The 24,153-nt window shown below is 69.4% G+C and carries 26 protein-coding genes; 20 read left to right on the top strand and 6 right to left on the bottom strand.

Annotated elements, in window-relative coordinates; all coding sequences use genetic code 11:
• Positions 1-521 precede the first annotated feature (521 nt).
• Positions 522-1,814, bottom strand: coding sequence for a substrate-binding domain-containing protein (locus ABFO07_RS20230; protein WP_347469468.1), 1,293 nt, complete (start codon positions 1,812-1,814; stop codon positions 522-524).
• A gap of 519 nt (positions 1,815-2,333) precedes the next feature.
• On the opposite strand from ABFO07_RS20230, the gene ABFO07_RS20235 reads away from it, so the two are divergent.
• The 4 genes from ABFO07_RS20235 (at position 2,334) to ABFO07_RS20250 (ending at position 4,822) form a co-directional block, all read left to right on the top strand.
• Positions 2,334-2,600, top strand: coding sequence for a hypothetical protein (locus tag ABFO07_RS20235; protein WP_059993059.1), 267 nt, complete (start codon positions 2,334-2,336; stop codon positions 2,598-2,600).
• Position 2,601: 1 nt separating this feature from the next.
• The gene (gspF, locus tag ABFO07_RS20240; protein WP_060015706.1) at positions 2,602-3,819 is read left to right on the top strand and encodes a type II secretion system inner membrane protein GspF; all 1,218 of its coding nucleotides are present in this window, start codon (positions 2,602-2,604) and stop codon (positions 3,817-3,819) included.
• 75 nt (positions 3,820-3,894) lie between these two features.
• Positions 3,895-4,347, top strand: coding sequence for a type II secretion system major pseudopilin GspG (gspG, locus tag ABFO07_RS20245; RefSeq protein WP_059906069.1), 453 nt, complete (start codon positions 3,895-3,897; stop codon positions 4,345-4,347).
• Complete coding sequence (locus tag ABFO07_RS20250) at positions 4,322-4,822, top strand: GspH/FimT family pseudopilin (protein ID WP_060027420.1); 501 nt, start codon at positions 4,322-4,324, stop codon at positions 4,820-4,822. Before gspG ends, ABFO07_RS20250 begins: the two co-directional genes overlap by 26 nt.
• A gap of 27 nt (positions 4,823-4,849) precedes the next feature.
• On the opposite strand, the gene ABFO07_RS20255 is transcribed toward ABFO07_RS20250, so the two are convergent.
• On the bottom strand, positions 4,850-5,047 hold the full coding sequence (locus ABFO07_RS20255; RefSeq protein WP_347469469.1) for a hypothetical protein: 198 nt from the start codon (positions 5,045-5,047) through the stop codon (positions 4,850-4,852).
• A 176-nt stretch (positions 5,048-5,223) separates the two neighbouring features.
• Between ABFO07_RS20255 and ABFO07_RS20260 the strand changes: the two genes are divergently transcribed.
• The 4 genes from ABFO07_RS20260 to ABFO07_RS20275 all read left to right on the top strand — a co-directional run bounded on the left by ABFO07_RS20260 (position 5,224) and on the right by ABFO07_RS20275 (position 8,040).
• Complete coding sequence (locus ABFO07_RS20260; RefSeq protein ID WP_347469470.1) at positions 5,224-5,964, top strand: secretin and TonB N-terminal domain-containing protein; 741 nt, start codon at positions 5,224-5,226, stop codon at positions 5,962-5,964.
• 6 nt (positions 5,965-5,970) lie between these two features.
• Positions 5,971-6,519 carry an RNA polymerase sigma factor gene (locus ABFO07_RS20265; protein WP_060351665.1) on the top strand — a complete coding sequence of 183 codons (549 nt, stop codon included), beginning with the start codon at positions 5,971-5,973 and terminating at the stop codon, positions 6,517-6,519.
• A gap of 11 nt (positions 6,520-6,530) precedes the next feature.
• Entirely contained in the window at positions 6,531-7,523 is a 993-nt protein-coding gene (locus tag ABFO07_RS20270) for a FecR family protein (protein ID WP_060148455.1), read from the top strand.
• A 265-nt stretch (positions 7,524-7,788) separates the two neighbouring features.
• The gene (locus tag ABFO07_RS20275) at positions 7,789-8,040 is read left to right on the top strand and encodes a FecR/PupR family sigma factor regulator (RefSeq protein ID WP_230941921.1); all 252 of its coding nucleotides are present in this window, start codon (positions 7,789-7,791) and stop codon (positions 8,038-8,040) included.
• Between the two features lie 17 nt (positions 8,041-8,057).
• Here ABFO07_RS20275 and ABFO07_RS20280 read toward each other — a convergent pair whose 3' ends face one another.
• Positions 8,058-8,324: a hypothetical protein gene (locus ABFO07_RS20280; RefSeq protein WP_230949436.1), complete on the bottom strand. Its 267-nt coding sequence runs from the start codon at positions 8,322-8,324 to the stop codon at positions 8,058-8,060.
• Between the two features lie 275 nt (positions 8,325-8,599).
• Complete coding sequence (locus ABFO07_RS20285; RefSeq protein ID WP_060015718.1) at positions 8,600-9,427, bottom strand: hypothetical protein; 828 nt, start codon at positions 9,425-9,427, stop codon at positions 8,600-8,602.
• A 158-nt stretch (positions 9,428-9,585) separates the two neighbouring features.
• Between ABFO07_RS20285 and ABFO07_RS20290 the strand changes: the two genes are divergently transcribed.
• A complete protein-coding gene (locus tag ABFO07_RS20290; RefSeq protein WP_347469471.1) occupies positions 9,586-11,184 on the top strand; it encodes a type II toxin-antitoxin system Phd/YefM family antitoxin in 1,599 nt (532 codons plus the stop codon).
• A gap of 90 nt (positions 11,185-11,274) precedes the next feature.
• Here ABFO07_RS20290 and gspK read toward each other — a convergent pair whose 3' ends face one another.
• Both gspK and ABFO07_RS20300 read right to left on the bottom strand, forming a co-directional pair.
• Positions 11,275-12,267: a type II secretion system minor pseudopilin GspK gene (gspK, locus tag ABFO07_RS20295; RefSeq protein WP_060015721.1), complete on the bottom strand. Its 993-nt coding sequence runs from the start codon at positions 12,265-12,267 to the stop codon at positions 11,275-11,277.
• Positions 12,268-12,306: 39 nt separating this feature from the next.
• Positions 12,307-12,867, bottom strand: coding sequence for a hypothetical protein (locus ABFO07_RS20300; RefSeq protein ID WP_347469472.1), 561 nt, complete (start codon positions 12,865-12,867; stop codon positions 12,307-12,309).
• 694 nt (positions 12,868-13,561) lie between these two features.
• Here ABFO07_RS20300 and ABFO07_RS20305 point away from each other — a divergent pair.
• From ABFO07_RS20305 to ABFO07_RS20355, 11 genes are all read left to right on the top strand, one after another.
• Positions 13,562-15,229 carry a ShlB/FhaC/HecB family hemolysin secretion/activation protein gene (locus ABFO07_RS20305; protein ID WP_347469473.1) on the top strand — a complete coding sequence of 556 codons (1,668 nt, stop codon included), beginning with the start codon at positions 13,562-13,564 and terminating at the stop codon, positions 15,227-15,229.
• A 61-nt stretch (positions 15,230-15,290) separates the two neighbouring features.
• Positions 15,291-17,096, top strand: coding sequence for a DUF2341 domain-containing protein (locus ABFO07_RS20310; RefSeq protein WP_322229546.1), 1,806 nt, complete (start codon positions 15,291-15,293; stop codon positions 17,094-17,096).
• A 20-nt stretch (positions 17,097-17,116) separates the two neighbouring features.
• Entirely contained in the window at positions 17,117-17,527 is a 411-nt protein-coding gene (locus tag ABFO07_RS20315; protein ID WP_059562915.1) for an ExbD/TolR family protein, read from the top strand.
• A gap of 4 nt (positions 17,528-17,531) precedes the next feature.
• A complete protein-coding gene (locus ABFO07_RS20320; RefSeq protein ID WP_347469474.1) occupies positions 17,532-18,230 on the top strand; it encodes an energy transducer TonB in 699 nt (232 codons plus the stop codon).
• Positions 18,231-18,321: 91 nt separating this feature from the next.
• Complete coding sequence (locus ABFO07_RS20325) at positions 18,322-20,109, top strand: putative porin (protein WP_347469475.1); 1,788 nt, start codon at positions 18,322-18,324, stop codon at positions 20,107-20,109.
• Between the two features lie 12 nt (positions 20,110-20,121).
• Positions 20,122-20,787 carry a hypothetical protein gene (locus ABFO07_RS20330; protein ID WP_347469476.1) on the top strand — a complete coding sequence of 222 codons (666 nt, stop codon included), beginning with the start codon at positions 20,122-20,124 and terminating at the stop codon, positions 20,785-20,787.
• A 59-nt stretch (positions 20,788-20,846) separates the two neighbouring features.
• Complete coding sequence (locus tag ABFO07_RS20335) at positions 20,847-21,428, top strand: YbjN domain-containing protein (protein ID WP_347469477.1); 582 nt, start codon at positions 20,847-20,849, stop codon at positions 21,426-21,428.
• Positions 21,425-21,907: a hypothetical protein gene (locus tag ABFO07_RS20340; protein WP_347469478.1), complete on the top strand. Its 483-nt coding sequence runs from the start codon at positions 21,425-21,427 to the stop codon at positions 21,905-21,907. The genes ABFO07_RS20335 and ABFO07_RS20340 overlap by 4 nt, the downstream gene beginning before the upstream one ends.
• 36 nt (positions 21,908-21,943) lie before the next feature.
• Positions 21,944-22,834, top strand: coding sequence for a peptidylprolyl isomerase (locus tag ABFO07_RS20345; RefSeq protein WP_347469479.1), 891 nt, complete (start codon positions 21,944-21,946; stop codon positions 22,832-22,834).
• 8 nt (positions 22,835-22,842) lie between these two features.
• Positions 22,843-23,679: a hypothetical protein gene (locus tag ABFO07_RS20350; protein WP_347469480.1), complete on the top strand. Its 837-nt coding sequence runs from the start codon at positions 22,843-22,845 to the stop codon at positions 23,677-23,679.
• 42 nt (positions 23,680-23,721) lie between these two features.
• Positions 23,722-24,090, top strand: a complete 369-nt coding sequence (locus ABFO07_RS20355) for a hypothetical protein (protein ID WP_375861426.1) — start codon at positions 23,722-23,724, stop codon at positions 24,088-24,090.
• Positions 24,091-24,153 lie beyond the last annotated feature (63 nt).

Genomic DNA, 24,153 nt, shown 5'->3' on the forward strand with positions numbered 1-24,153 from the left:
GGTATGCGGCTGGTGACGAATTTCGGGGTGTCGGCTTTGGAACGTTGCGTCGTCAGCACCGGAGCGCGGATTGGCAAGCGGAGAACCGGCGTATCGACGCTCGGCGACGGGTCGATGGGTCGATGAATGTTGCGCAAGCAGAGCGTGACATACCCTCACCTTGTCGGTTCAAGGTGCGGGTGCGACGAGGTATCGATTCAGGTATGCAGACGGCTGCCAGGTGACGAGCCAGGCGCTCGGTTCTGGCAGATCACCTTGATCGGGGCGCTCGCTGCGTGGTACGCGCCCATTTGAGGATGGGTGACCTGCTGCCGGTGTGTGAGCGCCGCATCGCTGTATTCAAGCATGCATATTGACCTGCTCCGACTTCAACCGGGTAGTACGAGAACGTGCCTTCGGCCGTACCAAACAGCCCGATTTCCGAGGCCCGGGATTTGCAGTGGCGGGACGTAAAAAACCCCGGCCTTGAATATTCAAGGCCGGGGTGTCGTCATACCGGGTACGACGGGGTCGGCTTTCTGTCAGCGGCCGGTGAAGAGTGCGCAGGTCGATGCGTTGCCGATGTCGAGGCCGTTCCCGCTCGTGTTGCTCAGGAAGTTCGCCGAGATCGCCGACCGGAAGTTCGACGGCACCGTATCGAAGCCGTTGCCATGCACGATCGATGCGAAGCTGGCGTTCGTGTAGTGGCTGTTCAGGAAGTTTTGCACGGCGCTCGTGACCGTCGCGTTCGCATAGCACTGGCTCAGGATGATCTGGCTCGTGCCCGAAACCGGATAGCCGGTGGACGGGTTACCCGCGTTCGGCACCCATTGCGTCGGATCTGCTGCGGCAGCACCCGACGGCGCCGCAACCGTACCGAGTGCCGCCGTCGCGTTTGCGTACGTCGGCGCGTAGTACGTGTTCCCGTTCCGGAGGCTGGCCACCTGCAGTTGCAGCGCGCCGGCTGCCGTCACGACCGAGCTCGACGGCGCGAGGAACGTGTTTGTGTAGTCCGGGCTCAGGTAGGCGACTGCGGCGGTCGTCGACGATGACAGCGCATTGCGCACACCGCCGCTGCCGGACACGCCGACAAACGACGCGGTGGTCGGGAAGCCGCTCGGGAACGACGCAGTGAACGTCAGCGAGTCGACGAACTTCACACCTGTGGCCGTGTTGGCAGTCGTACAAACGGCGGCCAGGTGGCGGGTCAGCAGTTCCGTCGTGCCGCTGCCATCCGAGCGATAGATCACCTTGATCGGAGCGTTCGTCGTGTAGGTCGCGTTGGTTTCGGGATTGGTGACCTGATTCCAGTTCGTGAGCTTGCCCGAGAAGATGCCGCACAGATCGTTGTCGTTCAGCGCGATGCTGTGTGCCTGACCCGGCGTCGTTTGCGGGGTCGTCGTGCTCGTCACGGCCGGGCCGTTGACGACCGGGATCGTGATCGGCGTCACGATGTACGGGATCTGGATCAGCGGGCCGTCGGTCGTGCCGCGGCCGGTGTTGTTGTAGTTCGTGACCTGCGCGTTGCTCAGCGCGGCATCGCTGTTCGCGAAGTGAGCCGTGCCCGTCACGCCTGCGCCGAAGAACGTCGGCTGGTTGTTCAGGAATGCGTTCTGACCGGCGCCCGAGCCGACCGAGAAGTACGTGAACGTGGCTTGCGAGGTACCGAACAGGCCGATTTCCGTGGCCGGGTTGCTGACCGAACCGATGGTCGGCGCGACGAGCGACGAGCCGCCACCTTGAATCACGGGGCCGGCGGCCATCGCGACGGAGGCGCCCATGCCCGAAACGACGAGAGCGAGGACCTGACAGATCTTGCGCTTGCTGGATTTCATGAGAATGTCCTTGGACGAAGATAAACGGGAAGCCTGCTGCTGCGGCCGGAATGCCGTGTCGACCGCCGGATGAACTGTAGGAGGAAACGCGCCGTGCGCGTGTGAACTTTTCATAAAGAATGCTACGGAACATTTTTAACGGAATGACTGAATGCCTTATTCGATCGGGTCGCGGCTCGGAGTAAACGGGACTCGGGGCGATTCGCGATTCCCGGGCTGCACGCCGGCTTGCGCTAGCGTGGCGTCGAGTCAATTTGATGGCAGATGCTACGGAACATTCGTGCCGCCCACGCTTTCGAACTTGAGTGATCGAGAAGAGAGCGGATTCCAAACGGCTGCTTATTTAATGAATTTAGGGTAAGCGGGAAATTTAAAAAGACGACAAGTAAATAACCGAGACGATTAATCGCCGCCGCCCCAAAAGGTAGCCCAACATCCGTCACAAATTTGCGCCGGTTCACTCCTTAGTCTTTGCTCGCGCATCGCCACAGCCCGCCTGCCACCCGTCGCCGATTACCGATGACACGCTCCCGTTTCGTCCGCTTCTCGTCCCGCTGCACATGGTTCGCCGTCGGCCTGCGCGTCGTGCGGCTCGCGCATGCGCAGGTGCTGCCGAACGTCGCGAACGCCGACGTCAGCCAGGTCGCGAAGGCGGTCGCCGCCTATCCGAGCGACAACGCGATCGTCGTCACCGATTACGCGGACAACGTGCGCCGCATCGCGGAGATTCCCGCGGCGGGCGCGACGTCGCTCGCGGAAGTGTTGCGCGTCACCGGAGGCCACTGACATGTCCGCATTCCGCTATGAAGCGATCGACCGGGCCGGCAAGACCCGCAAGGGCTTGCTCGAAGCCGACAGCGCGCGTGCCGGGCGCAACCAGTTGCGCACGCAAGGATTGACGCCGCTCGTCGTCGAGCTTGCCGCGTCGCGGCTGCACGGCGAACGCAGCCAGCGTCTCGCACTCGGCCGCAAGCTGTCGCAGCGCGAACAGGCGATCCTCACGCGCCAGCTCGCGAGCCTGCTGATCGCCGGGCTGCCGCTCGACGAATCGCTGTCGGTGCTGAGCGAGCAGGCCGAACGCGAATACGTGCGCGAGCTGATGGCGTCGATCCGCGCGGAAGTGGTCGGCGGCCATACGTTCGCGAACGCGCTCACGCAGCATCCGCGCGATTTCCCGGAGATCTATCGTGCGCTCGTCGCGGCCGGCGAGCACACCGGCAAGCTCGGCGTCGTGCTGTCGCGTCTCGCCGACTACATCGAGCAGAGCAACGCGCTGAAGCAGAAGATCCTGCTCGCGTTCACGTATCCGGGCATCGTCACGCTGATCGCGTTCGGCATCGTCACGTTCCTGCTGAGCTACGTGGTGCCGCAAGTCGCGAACGTGTTCACGAGCACCAAGCAGCAGTTGCCGTTCCTGACGGTCGCCATGATGGCGCTGTCGGATTTCGTGCGGCACTGGTGGTGGGCGTCGCTCGTCGCGTTCGCGGCGGCCGTGCTCGCGATCCGCAAGGTGCTGTCGCAAGCGCGCCCGCGGCTCGCGTTCGACCGGTGGACGCTCACCGCGCCACTCGCCGGCAAGCTCGTGCGCGGCTACAACACGGTGCGCTTCGCGAGCACGCTGGGGATTCTCACCGCGGCCGGCGTGCCGATCCTGCGCGCGCTGCAGGCCGCTGGCGAGACGCTTTCCAATCGCGCGATGCGCGCGAACATCGACGATGCGATCGTGCGGGTGCGCGAAGGCTCGGCGCTGTCGCGCGCGCTGAACCATGTGAAGACGTTCCCGCCGGTGCTCGTGCACCTGATCCGCTCGGGCGAGGCCACCGGCGACGTGACGACGATGCTCGACCGCGCGGCCGAAGGCGAGGCGCGCGAGCTCGAACGGCGCACGATGTTCCTGACGAGCCTGCTCGAACCGTTGCTGATTCTCGCGATGGGCGGCGTGGTGCTCGTGATCGTGCTGGCGGTGATGATGCCGATCATCGAACTGAACAACATGGTGCAGTGATGCGCCGCTCAGCGCACGAACGCATGCGGGTTCCGCACGGCGGGCAGCGCGATTTGACGCGAGAGTGAATGCATGATGACGCGAGACGAGCATCCAGCACCCAAGCGCGGCCGTGCGCAACGGGGTTTCACCCTGATCGAGATCATGGTGGTGGTCGCGATCCTCGGCATCCTCGCCGCGTTGATCGTGCCGAAGATCATGAGCCGGCCCGACGAGGCGCGGCGCATCGCCGCGAAGCAGGACATCGGCACGATCATGCAGTCGCTGAATCTCTATCGGCTCGACAACGGCCGCTATCCGGCGCAGGAGCAGGGGCTGCATGCACTGGTGCAGAAGCCGGCCGTCGACCCGATGCCGAACAACTGGAAGGACGGCGGCTACCTGGAGCGTTTGCCGAACGATCCATGGGGCAATGCGTACCAGTACCTGAGCCCCGGCACGCACGGCGCGATCGACGTGTTCAGCTACGGTGCGGACGGCAAGGCGGGCGGAGAGGGGAACGATGCGGACATCGGCTCGTGGCAATAAGCGCATGGCCGAGCGGCGCGCGGCGGGCTTCACGCTGCTCGAGATGCTCGTCGTGCTGATGATCGTCGGGCTGCTCGTCGCGGTCGTGACGCTCGCGCCGTCGCGCAACCGGCGCGCCGATCTCGCCGAGGAGGCGCAGCGGCTCGCGAGCCTGCTCGAATCGGCGGGCGACGAGGCGCAGGTGCGCTCGACGCCGATCGCATGGCAGCCGGTGGGCGGCGGCTACCGGTTCGTGCAACGCACCGAGGGCGGCGCGTGGTCGCCGATGACGGACGACCTGTTTCGCGCGCGACGCTGGGGCACGGCGGTGACCGCCGTGACGGTGCACTACACGGGCGGCGGCGAGCCGATCGCGCGCGTCGTGCTCGGCGACGAAAGCATCGACGTGCCGGTGACGATCACGCTGACGTCGGGCGACGTGCGGTTGCTCGTCGTCGGCACCGGGATCGGCAATTTCGTCGTGCAGCGGCCTTGAGCGGCGGCGCGATCACCATGAAGGCCATCACGCGGCCCGCGCGGGGTGCGCGATGTCCAGCCTGATCGTGCCGCCGCCTTCGCCCGGCGCGTTCGACGCCGCGCAATGACAGGACGTGCCGACGCCGTACGCGCCGTTCGCCCGGCGCGGGCAATGGGTAAACACGGGCGATGCGCCCCGCAATGCGTGGCCGAACGCGGCGCAGACCGTGCTCGATCGATGCACGGTGCAGGATGCACACGGCCGCCTTACGCGCGGCTTGCCGTCGCGCCGGCCCGCTGCACAATTCACCTGACTGTCATGGACGGCGCGCACAATCTGTCATTCGCTTGCCACGGGGCGCTCACGGGGGTGAGGGGAATCCGGTGGCAGCATGCAACCTCAATTCCATCCAGGCATTCATGACGCGTTCACGGGCGCCGGCCGGTGTCCTGGCGATCGTCGCGTGGTTCACCTTTGCCGCGTTGTTCATGCGTGTCGTGCAGGCGCAGGAGACCGGAACCGCAGGACGTCAGCCGGGCGCCACGGCGCGCTTCGATTTGCCCGCGCAGCCGCTCGCGAAGGCCTTGCAGGATTTCGCGCGGATCACCGAGCTGATCGTGCTGGCGCCCGCGCCGCTGCTCGACGGGCGGACGAGCGCGCCGGTCAGCGGCGAGTTCCTGCCGCGCGACGCACTGGAGAGGGTGCTGGCGGGAACGGGGTTGCGCGCGGAATTCGCGCGGCCGGACGAGGCGATCATCGTCGCGCGGCCCGCCGGCGATGCGGCGTCCGCCGCGCTCGACACGCCGGCGGATGCCGCGCTGCCGATCGACGGCGTCGGCGATTCGCCGGAGCGGCGCGCGTTCGCGGGCCTGCTGCAGGCGCATCTGATCGATGCGCTGTGCGCGCAGCCGGCGGCGGTGCCGGGCGGCTATCGGCTCGTCGCGCAGCTGCGCATCGATAACAAGGGGGCGGTGGTGGCGGTCAACATGGTGGCATCGAGTGGTCTGGCCTCGCGCGACGCGGCGATCGTGCGCGCGCTGCGCGCGCTGCAGCTCGACGCGGCGCCGCCCGCGGCGTTGCCGCAGCCGGTCACGATCCTGTTGCGGCCGGTCGGCAACGGCGTGCATTTCCGCTGTCCGCAGACAGCCGAACGGAACTAGGCGGCCATGTCCGACACCACTCGCGCCGGGCTCAGGAAGCTGCTGGCGTCGCGCTACGCGTATCTGGTCAGGCGGCTCGAACGCGTGACCGGCTCGAAGGACGGCGCCGCCGACGCGCTGCACGAAACCTGGCTGCGCCTCGAGAACGCGAACGTGTCCGCGCAGGTGACCAACGCCGACGCCTATATCCTCGGGATGGCGAACAACGTCGCGATCGACCAGCATCGCCGCGAGCGGCGTCACCTGCACGACGACGATGTCGAGACGCTGCTCGAACTGCCCGACGAAGTGGCCGATCCCGAGCGCATCGTCGCCGCGCGGCGCAAGGTCGACACGCTGAAGGAGGTGCTGCGCGGCCTGCCGCCGCGGCGCCGGGCGATCCTGCTGGCGGCCCGCGTGGACGGGCTGCTGAATCGCGAGATCGCCGAGCGTTTCGGCATTTCGCTGCGGCTCGTCGAAAGCGAGCTGAGCGCGGCGATGAAGCACTGCCTGCAGCGCATGCAGGAAGAGGGTGAGTCGTACACGGGTTCGCGCGGCGGGCCCCGCAAATTTTGAGCATCCCGACGATGACGAAAGCCCAGGCCGATACCGCACACGATCCGCTCGACGAAGCGAGCGCGTGGCTGCTGCGTCTGCGCTCCGGGGAAGCGGCCCCGGACGACGCCGACGCGTTCGCGCGCTGGTGCGCGGATCGTCCGCAGGCCGCGCACCTGCTGCGCGACACGTGGGGCTCGCTGCGCACCGCCGCGGCGGAACTCGCGCAGGAGGAGCGCACGGCCGCCGCGTGGGCAAACGTTGCAAAGCGCGAGCGCACGATCCGCACGGGCCGGCGCGCGTTCGTCGGCTTCGCGGTCGCGGCGGGCGCGTCGTGGCTCACGCTGCGCCCGCCGATGGCGCTCTGGCCGTCGCTGGCCGATCTCGCGGCCGACTACCGCACAGGCACCGGCGAACAGCGGCAGGTCGCGCTGGCCGCGAACGTGACGGTCGAGCTGAACACGCAGACGCGGGTGGACGTGCTGCCCGCGAGCATCGCGGCGCGCGGCGTCGAGGTGGTGGCCGGCGAAGCGGAGATCGACGCGGCGGCGCCGCCTGGGGGCGCTGCGGCGCTGCGGCCCGTCGTGGTGGTCGCGGGCGGAGGGCGCATGCAGGCGGCGGTCGCCCGCTTCAACGTGCGGCGCACCGGCGCGCAGGTGTGCGTGACCTGCCTGTCGGGCACGGTCGCGCTCGCGCATCCGCGCGGCGCGCGCACGCTGCGCGCCGACGACCAGGTGATCTACGACGATCGCGGCATGCGGCCCGTGTCGCGCGTCGATCCGGGCGCGGTCAGCGCATGGCGGCGCGGCATGCTCGTGTTCAACGGCGTGCCGCTCGCGGACGTCGTCGACGAGATCAACCGCTACCGGCGCGGCAAGGTCGTGCTGCGCAGCGCCGCGCTCGGCGCGAACCGCATCCAGGCGCAATTCCCGATCGCGCGGCTCGACGACGTGATCGACATGGTCGGCCGCCTGTACGGCGCGCACGTCACGCGCCTGCCCGGCAACATCGTGCTGCTGAGCTGAGCTGAGCTGAGCTGAGCTGAGCTGAGCTGAGCTGAGCTGAGCTGAGCTGAGCTGAGCGCCACCGTCATCGCGTTCCGCGTTCTGCGGGTTGCGCGTCTTCGATTCGACCTTATCCATGAGGGCCGGCAAACGCCGGGCTGCCGTCAGCGGCAGCCCGGTGGGGCGTCGTCGGACCCGAGGCGTGTGCGGCAAGGCGCCCCGTGCAGCGTATCGACGCGTTGCGTGGGGAAGATGCGTTCAATGAGCTTCGGGCGGTGGCGTGATCATGACCATATCGCGACGGGATGACCATTCCGGCGACGCGCACGCGCTCGCCGACGGGATTTGCGAGGGCGCCGTGCGCTGGCTGCTCTGGCTGCGCGCGGGCGATGCGACCGAGCGCGAGCTCGACGCGTTCCGGCGCTGGCAAATGCAAAGCGCCGCGCACGCGGGGGCCGCGCAGGAGCTGATCTGGCTGTGGGTCGTGCTCGGCATGCTCGGCGATCCGGAACCGGATGGCCCGGCGCGGACGCACTGAGGCGGCCGCCGGGGCGTCTAGAGATCCGATGGCAGCAGCGTGATGCGCTGGCCGTCGAGCGGGATGGTGCGCATTGCGACCGCGCGCAGGATCCGCTGCCGGTTCAGTTCGAAGGCCAGCATGCATTGCCGATGGCTCGTATCCGACGCGCCGAGATGCTCGCGCAGCGTTTCGAACGGCAGCGCGAATGCTGCGTAGCCCCATCCGAACCCGTATGCCGAGAACCAAATTTCCGAATCAGTCGATGCCATCGGTGCAGTCAGGTAAATGCTGAGCAGGGGCATGTCGCAGTCCGTTGAAGTGTCGTGGTCGTGACGGCGGTGTGACACGGCAACCCTACCGGAACGCGGCGGATGTGGCGAACGATTTGAACGGTGCGCGGCGTTCATCGCAAGAAAGTCTGCGGGTTAGGCGCGCCCGTTGCGACCTAGTAAACGAGAGCACGAGGGCCAAGAAGCGTGATCGTGAGACGGCACCGGGGGCTGACGAGGACGGCCCCCGGATCGCCGCCACGGAGAGAGCAAGCGAGCAAGAAAAATCGGGAACCGCGCCGACGGCGTCAGTACGACGCCGGATCGTCCCGCGCGCAGGCGCGGGCGCCGGCCCAGGCCGCGTCGAGCGGGTCGTCGGCGTCGCGATGCGGTTCGAGCAGAAATGGAAAGCGTTCGACGAACGGTGCGGATTCTTGCAAGGCCACGATATGGTTGATCATCCATTGCAGCAGATCGCCGCCGTGCCGGACCTGGTCCGCTCGCCAGTCCGGCATCGCGGCGAACAGCCCGGCGAAGCCGCGCCAGCGCGACGGCCGGTCGTTGTCGCCGGGCCGGAAGTAGGTGTTCATGCAGACGTCGTCGCCGCCGGTCAGCGCGCCGACGAACAGCCCGTGCGGAGTCGGCACGCCCACCTGCCGCCATTGCTCGGCCCGCGCCAGCGCGCGCATCACGCGTGCGATCACGAACGCGGTGCGCGTTTCATGTTCGATTTCCGCCAGCGACATCACGCCGTTGCGCTGCATGCAGCGCGCGACCGCGTGCGGGCGGATCACGCTCGACGCGAAGCTGCGCAGCACGAGGTCGGGCACGGTGAGCTGCAATTGAAATTCGCGCAGGCCATGCTCGGCGCTCATCGTCGAGAAATTGACGAACAGGCCTTCATGCCGGCCGAGCGCGCCGACGTACGGTTCGAGCCCGAGCCGCGCGAGTTTCGGTGCGATCTGCCGTTCGAGCAGCCGCATCAGGTTGCGGCGGTTGCGCACGCCCGCGAACTGGTCGATGCCGCGCGTGACCACGTCGCTGATCTCCCAGCGCCGTTCCTCGGCGAACAGGCGGGGCGAGCGGCTCAGGTCGAAGCGGGCGCGGCCGTGTGCCACGCGGGGGTCTACGTACATGCGGGGGCCTCGTGCAACCGTTGCGGGCGGATGGCCGCGGCGTGTCGGCCGCGCGCATCCGGTCGTCCACGATGCTGCTGCGCCTGAAATGGCGCGTCAAGTGTGCGCATGCGCGCTCAACCAGACAGGGATGGGGTGATCAGGTGATACGCACGGTCGTGGAACGCTTTGTCGAGCACAGTCCGATGGCGATCATGGCGCGCCTCGTCATGCAGTGCGCGCTGCATGACGAGTGGGTCGACGTCGCCGCGGAAATGGAGGGCGAGCCGGACGGCGAGCAGCTGCGCGAGGCGCTGTTCTCGCTGGCGGTGGATGCGATCGCAACGATCGCGGCGCGATCGCGGCCGTCGGATGCGCAGGTCGCCGGGTTGCCGGCCGGGTTCGGCGCGGCGGTCGCTGCGCTGCACGACCGGATGAGCCGGCTGCGCGCCGGCTGGGGGCGCGCGCTCGTGCAGGACAGCGTCGAGCTGCTGCTGCCCGCGACCGCGCCGGTGCCGCGCGAGCGCGAATGGACACGGGCGGCGGGCGGCCTGCGGCTGCGCGTGCTGGACGGCGGCGCAACGCGTGCAGCGCCCGCGCGCGATGCCGACGACGCGGCGCACGCGCCGGCCGACGGCCCGCGCATGCTGCCCGTCTACGATCCGGATCTCGGGATGATCGTCGACCTGTTGCCGGCCGAGCGCGGCCGGATTCACGCGCGTGCATTCGTTGCTGCGGTGCTGGAGTCGGTCAAGCCGGGCGAGCTGTGGATCGTCGACGCGCCGCTCGATGTCGGCGCGCTGCTGTCGGGCTGGCCGCGTCGCGGCAGCGCGTTCGTGGTCCGCGACGACGATGGCACGGTCGGCTTCGGCGCACCCGGCGACTGGCAGGACGCCGGCACGCTCGATGGCGGGCCCGTGGTCGAGCAGGCGGTCCGCGTCGACGGCGAGCCGGGCCTCGCGCTGCGGCGCATCGAATGGCGTCGTGGCGGTGCCGATGCGCCGCTGCGCGTGCTGACCAACGCGCCGGCGTCGCAGCTCGACGCGGTTCAGGTCGCGCAACTCGCGAGCCGGCGCTGGCGCGAGGCGCTGCCGCTGCCGCTCGATGCGGTGCTCGGCGACGCAGCCGGCGGCAACGTGCCGGCGCGCGCGGCGCTGCTGGCGCGCGGCATCGTCGCGCTCGCATACAACGTGTTCGGCGTGATGGCGAACGTCGTCACGCATGCGCTGGAGCTGGACGCGCGCGATGCCGAGCGGCTGCCGGCCCACATCGCGGCCGGCGTGGCGGCGGCCTACGCGGGGATGATGATCGCGCTGCCGCCGGACTGGTGGCGGCGCTACGACCAGATGCCGGCAACGGCGCTCGCGCAGATCGTGCGGCTGCTCGCGATCCACGTCGATCCGCGCAGCGAGCGCAGGAAGCGCCGCGAGAACAAGCTGTCGGCGAAATCGCAGGCATTGCTGCGCGCGGCGACGCTCGAGCGGCTGCTGCACGACGACGGCGACGACGCGGCGTCGAACGTGTTCAGCCTGCGCACGATCGCGATGGCGACCCGCGATTTCAGCAGCAACCCGTCGAAGGCGCTGCGGCACGCGAGCGAGGCGCTCGTGATGGTGACGAAATACAACCGGCCGATCGCGCTGCTGGTGTCGATCGACGACTGGAACCGGCTGCTCGGCGAGGTGCGCGAGACGAGCGTGAGCCGGCTGTCGTTCGGCCATGCGGGCGCGACGCAGGTCGTGCGGCCGGTCGCGCTGGGCGAGCCGTCGCTGAATTAGGGGCTTACATTTGGAACGCGCATGCGTTGCCATGAGAACGGCCGCTCGCGAGGCGCGCGATGGACGTATTCGCATGCGCGTAAACAGACCCTAACTCGCGAGCCGCCGCACCCAGATCACCGAGGTCCAGCTGAAGTTGCCGCTGCCGTAGCGGGCGATCAGCGTATCGATGCGCGCGTTGACGCGCGCCGAATGGATGCGGCAATGCACGATGAAGTAGCCGCTGTTGACGCCGACGGCCGCGCCGTCCGGCAGGGTTGCGTTGCCCTGCACGGGCGCCAGGTATTCGGCGATGTCGCCGGTGCCGACGAAGTACGCGGTGCGGCGCCGCTCGACGAGGCGGCGCGCCTGGCTGCGCGACAGCGACGGGATCGCGGCCACCAGCACCGGCTCGGCCGCGGTATTGACGTTGACCGGCGCGAGGTCCGGGAGGATCGTCACGTGCGGCGCGAGCGCGTCGAGCGTGCGCGCGTCGTAGCCGGGCACTCGCGCGAGATCGTCGACCGACACGAGCTGCAGCGGCCAGCCCCCCGGGCCGTTCGCGTCGCGCAGCGAGCGCAGCATGTAGTCGGCCGTCTGTTGCGCGAGTTCGGGGTTCAGCGACAGCTCGCCGAGCAGGCGCCGGTATGCAAGCACGCCTTCGCCGTTGGCCTGCCACGGCTTGCCCGGCGCGACCCGCGACACGAGGTTCATCAGGTTGTAGCGGGCCTGCGCATCCTCGACATGCCCGGAAATCCACGCGCGCGACAGTTCCGCGTTGACCGCGGCCGCGTCCGGCGGCAGGAAGTCGGCGAGCTGCACGTCGGCGATCGGCGACGACCACGGCTGCCCGGCGACGGTCACGTTCGACGTCGCGCTTTGCGCGCGCAGCACCGCGCGCGCCCACTCGACCGCCGCGCGCTCGACCCACATCGTCTGCACGCCGAGCCGCTGGTTCTCGACGTCGCGCGTCGCGACCTGCTGGCGCCACAGCACGCTGGCGGCTAGCGTCGCCGCCAGCGCGACGACGAGCAGCACCGTCACGATCGCGATGCCGCGCTCGCGCCGCGCGCCCCGGGTCCGGCCATCACCGCAACGATGCATGTGCGCTCCTCGTGCGAACAGGAAACAGGGGCGTGGCCGTCATGCGTCGAACGCGAGCCACGCATGCGCGATGCTCGCATGCGCAGATGACGCGATGCCGAACAGCGCGGCGACCCCGGCGATCCAAGGCGCGAGCGTGGCCGGCCGCGTGCCGGCCGTTGCGGCCGCAAGCGGGCCGATCAGCGCGTCGATCGCGTGGGTCAGCCACAGCACGAGCACGAACAGCGCGGCGGCGATCGTCGCGCCCGCGACGAAGCCGTACCACGCCACCGCGCGCCGGCTCGTGAACGGCGCGCGGTGATGGCGCTGGTTCGCGGCGACGATCGCCGCGCCGTTCGCCACGGGCACGATCGCCATCGCCGCGGCCCAGAACAGCGGCTGGTCGCTCGACGGATCGATCAGCAGCAGCGCGCCGATCGCGCAGAACGGCGGGGCCAGCAGCGTGAGCGCGACCCACGAAAGCAGCTGCCACGCAAGCCACGGCGCACGCCAGCGCAGCGGGCGGCCGCCGCGCGGATGCGGATGCGTCGGATGCGGCAGTGCAGCGACGCCCGCCAGTCTATCGGCGAGCCACCGCAGCAGCAGTGTGGCGAGCGACATGGTGACTCCCGTCGTTGACGATCTTCTCAACGGTTAGGACGTTTCGGCGCGGCGAATGCCGCAGAATTTTTCGTCGCGCGCCGTCCGGTGCGAATCTTCCGGCGAATGTCACAAAAACTTCCCTGTTGAAACCTGACGATTGTCGGGCTGCATGCATGACGGGGCGTGGCGAACGCGTCGCGCGCGCATGACGGCGGGACGTTTGCCGACAGTGCCGCACTCGGACGAACGGCACGCATACGAAACGAGGGCCATTCAACGCCAACTGCCATGCGCCGCGCGTTTCACGCGCGGGCGGCCTGTCGCGCATCGTCGTCGCGCGGCGCGTTCGCCCTTCGCCGGCCCGCGCCGGTCCTTTCGTCGTGTTCCGCCGTCTTGCCCGCGTCGCGCCCGGGTCCTGCGCGCAAAAAAAATCTGCGGCAATTCGCGTGTCGTTCCGTCTAGGTAGGTGAATGCCGCGATGCGATGCGTCGTGATGCGTACTGCGGGTTTCGCGCAAAGGCTTCGTCCTTGTCGGTGAGCGCGTGAGATCGGCGGCCGGACCGGCGATGGCGGTATCGGACAGGACGATGCCGCGCAGCGCGATGAGGATGGCTAAGCATTCGTCATCAATCTGAAACAACGCTTTGATAGCGGGGCGCACCGGAGGCCCCCGTCAGCGCGAGGGTGATCCGAAACAAAAGGGGAATGGCGCATGCCGCCAAGAGCAGACCGTAAATCACGCGAACCGGGGCGGCTGCGACGCCGGTGCCTGGCCGGCGTGGCGCTGGTCGGGGGACTGAGCCTCGCATCGGGGGCCCGCGCGCAGGACGCGGGCGCGGCGCCGCCGGCCCCGCCGGCCGCGACGCCCGCGAGCGGCGTGCCGCAGACGTTCGACGTGAATGCATTCATCGTGCGCGGCAACACGACGCTGCCGCGCATCGAGATCGAGAAGGCGGTGTATCCGTTCGAGGGGCCGGGCCGGAGCCTCGCCGACGTGAACGCGGCGCGCGACGCGCTGCAGAAGGTGTACCAGGACAGCGGCTATCAGTCCGTCGTCGTCGAGCTGCCGCAGCAGCAGGTGAAGAACGGCGTGATCGTGCTGCAGGTGGTCGAGGCGAAGGTCGGGCGGCTGCGCGTCGACGGCGCGAAATACACGTCGCTGCAGAACGTCCGCGATGCGGTGCCGGCCCTCGCCGAAGGCGTCGTGCCCGATTTCAACCAGGCGCAGCTGCAGCTCGCCGACCTGAACCGCTCGGCGGACCGCCAGGTGATTCCGGTGCTGAAGCCCGGCACGATGCCGCAGACGGTCGACGTCGACCTGAAGGTCGACGACCGCAGCCCGCTGCACGGCTCGATCGACCTGAACAACGACAGCAGCCCCGGCACCTCCGCGCTGCGGACCACCGCGACGCTCAGCTATTCGAACCTGTGGCAGCTCGGCCACGTGATTTCCGGCACCTACGTGCTGGCGCCGCAGCATCCGAACGATGCGCGCGTCTATGCGTTCTCGTATCTCGCGCCGCTCAAGGATTCGCGCTGGAGCTTCCTCGCGACCGTCATCCACTCGGACAGCAACGTCGCGTCGGTCGGCGGCACCAACGTGCTCGGCAAGGGCACGACCTTCGGCTTCACCGCGATCTACGCGCTGCCGGCGTCGGACACCTATGCGCACTCGGTGAGCATCGAAATCGACCGCAAGCATTACGACGAGAACGTGAGCGTGGCAGGCCAGACGTCGACGGTGCCGCTCACCTACGTGCCGGTGACGTTCTCGTACAACGGCCAGCTCAGCCTGAAGCAATCGCAGACGTCGTTCTCCGCCGCGCTCGTGACCAACATCCGCGGCATCGGCAGCGACTGGGGCGCGTGGGACAGCAAGCGCTACAAGGCGACGCCGGACTTCGTCTACGGCAAGTTCGACGTGAACCATACGCAGCGCTTCGGCAACGACCTGCAGGCCAATGCGCACGTGAGCGCGCAGATCTCGAATTCGCCGCTGGTGTCGAGCGAGCAGTTTGCCGCGGGCGGGATGAACAGCGTGCGCGGCTACATGCAGGCCGAGGACACGGCCGACAGCGGCGTGATCGGTTCGCTCGAGCTGCGCACCCCGTCGCTCGCGAAGTTTCTCGGCGGCGCGATCGGCAGCCGCATCAACGAATGGCGCTTCCATGCGTTCGTCGATGCCGCGCATCTGTGGCTGCTGAGCCCGCTGCCCGAGCAGACGTCGAGCTTCAACCTGCTCAGCGTCGGCGTCGGCACGCGGCTGCAACTGGCCAAGTACCTGAGCGCCGATTTCGAGGCGGGCTGGCCGCTGAAGGCCGGCGTCCATACGAAGCAATACAGCCCCCGGTTCGATTTCTACGTGCGGCTGGGGTTCTGACGGATTTTTTTGATCGTGCCGCGCACCCGCGCATCGGGGCGGCACATTCGGGGAGTGGATCGTGAAGCGAGTCTTGGGTTTCCTGTTGGCGGCGATGCTGGGCGTGCTGCCCGGCATCGCGAGTGCGTGGTGGCAGAACGACTGGTCGTACCGCAAGGCGATCACGATCGACGCCAGCGGCAAGGGCGCGAACCTGGCGGAATCGGCCGGCCGTGTGCCGCTGCTGATCCGGCTGCACTCGGGCAATTTCCAGTTCGACGGGCTCGCCGACAACGGCGCGGACATCCGCTTCGTCGCGGCCGACGACAAGACGCCGCTGAACTACCACGTCGAGCAGTACGACCCGATGCTCGGCGTCGCGCTGGTCTGGATCGACGTGCCGAAGATGCCGGCGGGCGCCGCGCAGTCGATCTGGATGTACTACGGCAACAAGAAGGCGCCGGACGGCGGCAAGCCGGCCGATACCTTCGACGCCGACTACACGCTCGTCTATCACTTCAACGGCGCGGCGGGCGCACCGCCGAAGGACGCGACCGCGTACGGCAACCACGCGCAGAACGCGCCGCTGCGCGCCGTCGAGGACGGCATCGTCGGCAAGGCCGCGCAGTTCGACGGCAGCGCCGCGCTGAACTTGCCGGCCAGCCCGTCGCTGAACGTCGCCGCGGGCAGCGGCTTCACGTTCAGCGCATGGGTCAAGCCGTCCGCGCTGGCGCCGAACGCGCTGCTGTACAGCCGCCGCGACGGCGCGAACGCCCTGCTGATCGGCCTCGACAACGGCGTGCCGTTCGCGCAGGTCGACGGCGCCGCCAACGGTTCGGCGCCGGTCCGCACGCCGGCCGCGCAGCCGGTCGCGGCGAACCAGTGGACGCACGTGGCCGTGACGGCCGACGGCAAGCACCTGACCGTCTACGTGAACGGCAAGCAGGCGGCGCAGGCCGCGGCGGCCTTGCCGGCCCTCGCCGGCGCTGCGGCGGTGGGCGCGGATGCGGCCGGCGCGCCGGCCGGCTTCGCGGGCTACGTGGGCGCGATCGACGAACTGCGCCTGTCGAAGATCGCACGCACGCCGGACGCGCTCGCGCTCGACGTGCTGTCGCAAGGCTCGGAATCGAAGCTCGTCGCCTACGGCAACGACGAGAAGCAGTCGGGCTTCGGCTTCGGCTACTTCGGCGTGATCGTGCAGTCGGTGACGGTCGACGCGTGGGTCGTGATCACGATCCTGCTCGGCATGGCGATCGTGTCGTGGATCGTGATGTGGACCAAGGCGCGCTACGTCGGCACCGTCGACAAGGCGAACCTCTACTTCGTGCAGCGCTTTCGCGAAGTGGCGGGCAAGCACCTCGTCGGGCTTGCGCACGTCGACGAGCGCAGCGACGATGGCCGGCGCCTGCACCAGTCGTCGCTGTACCGGCTGTATCGCTCGGGCGTTCATGAAATCCACAGCCGCGTGGACGGCAACGGCCGCACGGTGATCACGACCGAATCGATCGAGGCGATCCGCGCGTCGATGGACGCGACGCTCGTGCGCGAGAACCAGAAGCTGTCGAAGTCGATGGTGCTGCTGACGATCGCGATCTCGGGCGGCCCGTTCCTCGGCCTGCTCGGCACGGTGGTGGGCGTGATGATCACGTTCGCGGCGATCGCCGCGGCCGGCGACGTGAACGTGAACGCGATCGCGCCGGGTATCGCGGCCGCGCTGCTCGCGACCGTGACGGGCCTGTTCGTCGCGATTCCCGCGCTGTTCGGCTACAACTACCTGCTGATCCGCAACAAGAACGTGACCGCGAACATGCAGGTGTTCGTCGACGAATTCGTCACGCGCCTGGCCGAAGCGCATCGCGCGCCGGATCACGCGGTGCTGGCCGACTGAACGGACGCGGGGAGACCACCATGCAGGTTCAGGACGACGACAAGCCGTACGACGACATCAACATCACGCCGATGCTCGACCTCGCGTACGTGCTGCTGATCATCTTCATCATCATGACCACCGCGTCGGTGCAGGGCATCAAGGTGGACCTGCCGAAGGCGAGCTCGTCAGCCAGTCTCGCGAAGCCGAAGACGAAGGCGATCACGGTCGCGGATTCGGGGCAGATCTTCCTCGACGCGTACCCCGTGACGATGGACGAACTCGAGAGCCGGCTGCGCACCGAGAAGGCGACCCACCCGGAATTCCCGATCGTGTTGAAGGGCGACGCGGCCGTGCAGTACCAGCGCGTGATGGACGTGCTCGACCTGCTGCGCCGCCTCGACCTGTCGCAGGTCGGCCTGGTGACGGGCAAGGCGAAGCAGGGCGGCTAGCGCGATGGAAATGACCTACAACGGCGGCCCGCCGCAGAAAGGCCCCGGCCGTTTCGTGAAGCCGGTTGCGATCGCGCTCGTGCTCGCGGGGCTGGCCGCGCTGGTCTGGCGCTTCGCGAGCGATACCGCGGGCGTGAAGCGCGCGGCCGCGCCGCAGGTGACGACCGTGATCCCGCTGCCGCCGCCGCCTCCGCCGCCGAAGCAGAAGCCGCCGCCGGAGAAGGTGAAGGAAGAGGTCAAGACGCCGGTCGACAAGCCGACCGTCGCGCCGAAGCCGTCCGAGACGCCGAAGCCGTCGGACAACCAGCCGAAGCAGATGACGATGAATGCCGATGCGCAGGCCGGCAGCGACAACTTCGGCATCGGCGCGGGCGACGGCTCGGGGATGGTCGGCAGCGGCGGCGGCGGCCGGTTCGGCAACGCGAGCTATGCGCAGTACATGGTCTACGTGCTGCAGCGCGCGATCGAGCAGGACAAGGGCGTGCAGGAGGCCGGCGGCGCGCGCTTCGCGGGCAGCCTGCACCTGTGGCTGGAGCCGTCGGGCCGCATCGCGAAGGTGACGGTCGCGCAGTCGACCGGCGACGTGAAGCTCGACGCGGCGGTGGTCGCGGCGGTCGAGGCGCTCGGCAAGGTGGACGAGGCGCCGCCGCCCGCGACCACCTATCCGGTGCTCGTCAGGCTGCAGGGGCGCAAGCCGGCATGACGCGACGCGCACGACACGCGAGTGAATCACGGGGCAGCGCCGTCGCTCGGATGCTGCCGGAAAAGAAACGGAAATTGTTCGGAGTCCATTAATGATTCGGAAGATGAACGGACAAGGCGCGCTGCCCGCGCGACTGTCGCGCATCGGCGGCGCGGTGCTGATGCTCGGGCTGACCTGCGCGTCCGCCGCACACGGGCAATCGCTCGACGCGCAGGCGGCAGCGGGCAAGGCCGCGCCGACGGAGAGCGTGGTGATCAACCTGATCAACCTGCTCGTCAAGCGCGGCGTGCTGACGCAGCAGAACGCGCACGAGCTGATCGCCGAAGCGCGCACGGAAGCCGCGCAGGCGAAGGCGGCCCGCGCGCCGGCCGTCGCGGGCGCGGGCATCGTCAACCCGCCGACGCAGCCGGGCGACGTCGCGGTGCCGTACGTGCCGCAGGTGGTGCGCGAGCAGATCCGCGACCAGGTCAAGCAGGAAGTGATCGCGCAGGCGAAGGCCGAGAACTGGGCGCAGCCGAACACGTTCCCCGACTGGGTGTCGCGCATCACGCTCGACGGCGACCTGCGCGTGCGCGACGAGTATCACTTCTACGGCAGCCGCAACGCGAACAACGTGACGAACTTCGCCGCGATCAACCAGGGCGGCGGCTTCGACATCAACTCGAACACCAACACGACGCAGCTGCCGACGCAGAACACGACGCAGAACCGCAACAACCTGCTGCGCTACCGCGCGCGGCTCGGCGTGACGGCGGCGCTCTCCGACGAGCTGACGGCCGGCGTGCAGCTCGCGAGCGGCAACGACAACGGGCCGGTGTCGACCACGGCCACGGCGGGCGGCGGCTTCGCGAAGAAGAACATCTGGCTGAACAAGGCGTACTTCTCGTACCGCCCGACGGCGTGGCTGAACCTGAAGGCCGGCCGTTTCGACAACCCGTTCTTCAAGTCGGACCTGGTGTTCTCCGACGACCTGATGATGGACGGCCTCGCCGCGAACCTGCGCCATGCGCTGCCGTGGAACCCGGACGTCACGCTGTTCGGCACGCTCGGCGTGTTCCCGATCCAGTACACGAGCGAGAACTTCCCGTCGAACAGCACCGACAAGGCCGGCAGCGACACGAAGTGGATGTTCGGCGCGCAGTTCGGCGCGGACTGGAAGATCGACGCGAAGAACCGGCTGAAGGGCGCGGTCGCGTATTACGACTTCCAGAACATGCGCGGCACGCTGTCGTCGCCGTGCGCGCTGTATCTCGGCGCGACGAACTGCAGCAGCGACAACCAGGCGCCGGCGTTCATGCAGGGCGGCAACACGCTGGTCGCGCTGCGCAACATCGTGCAGAACCCGAACCTCGCGCCGGGCATGACGCCGCAGCCGCAGCTGTTCGGGCTCGCGTACAACTACCGGCTGCTCGACCTGAAGGCGCAGTGGGATACGGTGGTCGCCGACCGCTTCAAGCTGCGGCTCGACGGCGAATACGTGCGCAACCTCGCGTACAACGAGAACAAGGCGTTCGGCGCGGCGTCGCTGCCGGTCAACAACTACGAATCGACGACGGTGAACGCGTCGCGCAGCGACTACCGCAGCGGCCCGAACGGCTTCCTCGCGAAGGCGACGATCGGCGAGCCCGAACCGCGTGCCAAGGGGCAGTGGAACTTCTCGATCGCGTACAAGTATTTGCAGCCGGATGCGGTGCTCGACGCGTTCAACGATTCGGACTTCCACCTCGGCGGCACCAACGCGCGCGGCTACGTGATCGGCGCGTCATACGCGGTCGCGCGCGACGCGTGGGTGTCGGCCCGCTACCTGAGCGCGAAGGAGGTGTACGGCCCGCCGGTGTCGATCGACGTGCTGCAGCTCGAGCTCAACGCCCGTTTCTGACCGGAGCCGCGGATGAAAACCACGCAATACGCGCTGCTCGCGACCGGCCTGGCCGGCGCGCTGCTGTTGGCCGCCGGCGGCGCCGGCGCGCAGGGCATCGAGGACAAGCTGCGCAGCCAGTTGCGCTCGACCGTGCAGGAGCTGCGCCAGCTGCAGAACGGCCAGGCGCAGCTGCAGGCGGACAAGACCGCCGCCGAACAGCAGCGCGACGACGCGCTGGCGCAGCTGAAGGCGGCCCAGGCGCAGCTCGCGGCGGCCAGGGGGCAGCCGGGCGGCGAGGCGGCCGCGAAACGCGCGCTCGCGCAGGAGAAGGCGGCGCGCGAGCAGGACGCGCAGGCGCTCGCGAAATACAAGGCGTCCTACGAGGATCTGCTGACGGTGTCGCGTGCCCGCGATGCGCAGAACGCGCAGCGGCAGGCGGAAATCGGCGCGCGTGACACGCAACTGCAAACCTGCGAAGCCCACAATGCAGCGCTGTACCGCGTGGGCCACGAGATCCTCGAGGCCTACGAACAGGTCGGCATCGGCACCGTGCTTGCGTCGCGGCAGCCGTTCGCGCAAGCGGCGCGCGTGAAGTACGACACGCTCGCGCAGCGCTACGGCGATGCGCTGTATGCGGGCAAGTACGACCGGGCCGCGCGCCCGGCGAACCCGGCCAGCGGGGCCGCCGCGCCGTGACGGCACGCGCCTTCCGTCGCGTGTAATCAAAACGATTCGTTGAAACAAGGATGAGAGCCATGCTGGACAGCAAGCAGTACGCACCGGGCGAGCACCCGGCGCAGGAAGGGTTGATCGACGCGGTGGGCGTCGAGCAGCTCGCGGACGTGTTCCGTGGCGCGGGCTACCGCGTGAGCGCGACCGAACAGAACGGCGCGGTGCAGTTGATGAGCGCGAGTCAGGGCGTCGGCTTTGCGGTGCGCTTCGGCAATGCGTTGCCATCCGCCGCGCAGGCGGAGCCCGCGACGCTTCGCTATCTCGACTACACGCTCGGCTGCGTGCTGCAGGTGCAGGGCGACTTGCCCGCGCAGCTCGTGGGCGACTGGAACCGCACGAAGCGGTTCGCGCGGCTCGCGAGCCACGGGCCGTTCCTCGCGCTCGAGATGGACGTGATCGTCGCGGGAGGGGTGTCGGTGCGCCACCTGCGTTCGACGATCGAGCTGTGGGACCGGATGGTGCAGGAGTTTCTGCTGCACCTGCGCAACCGGCCGGCGCTGGCCGAACAGGAAGCCGCCGCGCGCACGGCGTCCGACGGCGACGATGCGCAGGCCGGTGACGGTGCGGGTGACGCCGCGGCCGTTCGCGCGGAAGCCGCCGCGTGATGACTGGCCCGGGCTGGATCGGCGCCGCGTTGCGTTCGCTGCTGACGGGCGGCCGGCCGGCGCAGCCGGGCCCGGTCTCGCTCGCCGATGCGCCCGAAGCGTGGGTCGTCTACGCGCAGCGCGTGTCGCGGCGGCTCGAAGCGGCGCTCGACGGCACGGGGGCCGCTGCCAGCCGCTTGCGCGCGTACCTCGAATGTCAAGCCGGAGCCGCGGAGAACGACGGCGCGATGCCGCCCGAGTTGCTGCTTCGGGCATGGCTGGATCGGCGCGGCGACGTCGAACGCATCGAGAGCATTCCGGCATTCGTGCCCGACGTCGCCGCGGATCTGCGCGCGGTGCTGGTCGGCCAGCCCATCGGCGCGCCGCCGCCGCGCGGGATGGCGCAGCCGGTGGTCGTACGGGTGCATGTCGGGGCCGGGGCGCAGCGGCCGGTGGAAACAGACGGCCCGCGCTTATCGCATGATGCGCGCGGCCGGTAACGGCAGTGACACAGGAACACAGGAACGGGACATACCGTGAAGACACTCGCAAGAATGATGGCCGGCCTGCTGGTAAGCGTGCCGTTGAGCCTGCCGCTCGTCGCGGCCGCACAGGACGACGTGATCGCAAACGTAGCGCAGGCATCGGTCACGCAGGCCGATATCGCCGCGCTGCTGCAATCGGCGGGCGCGGAAGCGCGCACCCGGCTCGCGGCCGATCCGGCCGCGCTGGACCAGCTCGTGCGCGGGACGCTCGCGCAGAAGGCCCTGCTCGCCGAGGCGAAATCGAAGGGCTGGGACAAGCAGGCCGACGTGCAGGCGGCGATCGAGCAGGCGCGGCGCGACATCATCGCGCGCAGCTATCTCGCGTCGGTGAATGCGCCGCCGGCCGACTATCCGTCCGATGCGGAGATCCAGTCGGCGTACGAACGGAATCGCGCGGCGTTTACGGTGCCGCGCGCGCTGCACGTCGCGCAGATCTACCTGGCCGTCGCGCCGGATGCGGACGCGGCAGCCGTCGAGCGCACGCGCAAGGAGGCCGCCGTTCTCGCGTCCCGCGCGCGCACCGGCGACTTCGCGGCGCTCGCGAAAGCGCATTCGCAGGACAAGGCGAGCGCCGTCAACGGCGGCGATCTCGGCTTCGTGCCCGACACGGTGATGCTGCCCGCGGTGCGGCAGGCGGCCGATGCGCTGAAGCCGGGGCAGGTGTCCGCGCCGATCCGCACGTCGGCCGGCTTTCACGTGGTGAAGCTGATCGAGACGCGGGCGGCGGCGCCGAGCCCGCTCGCGGACGTGAAAGAGCGCCTGCGCGCGACGCTGCGTGCGCAGCGCACGCAGCAGAACGCGCAGGCGTATCTGGCGAAGCTCGGCGGCAACGCGCCGATCAACGAGGATGCGCTGAAGAAGGCGCTCGCGTCCGCCCGGTAGGGAGCGCCATGACCGTCATCCGATCCGCATCGACACCGGAGGAGGCCGCGCCGCCCGCGCGCGGGCAGCAGCATCCGCCCGCCGGGCCGTCGCAGGCGCGCGTCGCGGCCACCGTGGCGTGGCCCGGCGGGCGCGGCACGCCGCCGTCGCATTGCCCGCTCTGTTTCGGCGCGCTCGAGCCGATGCCCGGCATGCCGGGCCGGGTGCGCCATCGCAGCGCGCGGTGCTCGGCCCAATGCGTGCTGACGACCCGCCAGTACCAGCCCGACGAGCTGGCGATTCGCGGCGGGCGCGACGCGCAGGCGTCGGCGCGCCAGCGCGAGCGGTTCGTCGCGCACTGGGAGCGCCACTATGCGCTGGTGCGGCGCGTGTGGCCCGCGTTCACGATCGCGCGCTTCACGGCCGTGCTGGCCTGCGCGGACGTGCAGGCGCTGTGGTCGTATCCGTCGCTGCGCGACGACGATCTCGCGGCCGTGCTGCTCGTGCTGGCCGGCTTCATGCGGGTGCCGGCCCCGCAGGAGCAGGCGGAGCAGGACGGGCGCGACCCGCCGGCGGCCGGCGCGGCGGTGCGCTGGGTGCGCTTCTGGTTCGACGCGAGCGTGCGGGATGCGGCGGACCTGTGGACCGCCGGCGCCGACGCGCCGCGCCTGTTCCGCGTCGATTACCGGGAGCCGCAGGCGACGCCGTTCCCGACCGGCGCGCAGGTGGTCGCGTGGCAGCAGATCGGCGGCGTGCGCGACGCGTGGGCGCAGCAGCAGGACGCGCGCCGGCCCGCCATCGGGCCGGCCGAGCGCGCGGCGTTCGCGCGTTTCGTCGCCCGCTCGGCGCGGCGCGAGCCAACCTGACGCGGGCGCGCGGCGCGCCGGCGAGCATCGAAGGAGGCAGGCATGACCAGAGGAGCGAGGTGGAGCGTGATGGTCGCGGGCATGTGGCTCGCGGGCGCCGCTCATGCGCAGGCGGGCCATCCGCCCGCGGCCGGCAGCCAGCCGGGCGCGGCGGCGAAGCCGGTGTGCGTCGACGCCGAAGTGGACGGGCGGCGTGCGCTGTCGTACGACTGCCTGAGCGCGCAGCTCAAGCCGAAGGGCACGCCGCAGGCCGGCGCGTCTCAGGCGTCCACGGAGGGGCTCGCGAAGGCGCCGTCGAACCGGCTCGGCACGTTCAACCTGTCGGCGGAACGCAACCGTTTCGGCACGAACTGGGGCAAGTCGGCGACGCCGCAGCGCCCGGCGCCGCCGGTGGCCGTGCCGCCGAAATGAGCGGGCGGCGCGATGTGCGTCGTGCGGGCATGAATCCAAAGGGAAGGGAATCGTGGAATCGGG

The sequence above is a fragment of the Burkholderia stagnalis genome (assembly GCF_039848545.1).
GTDB lineage: Bacteria > Pseudomonadota > Gammaproteobacteria > Burkholderiales > Burkholderiaceae > Burkholderia > Burkholderia stagnalis.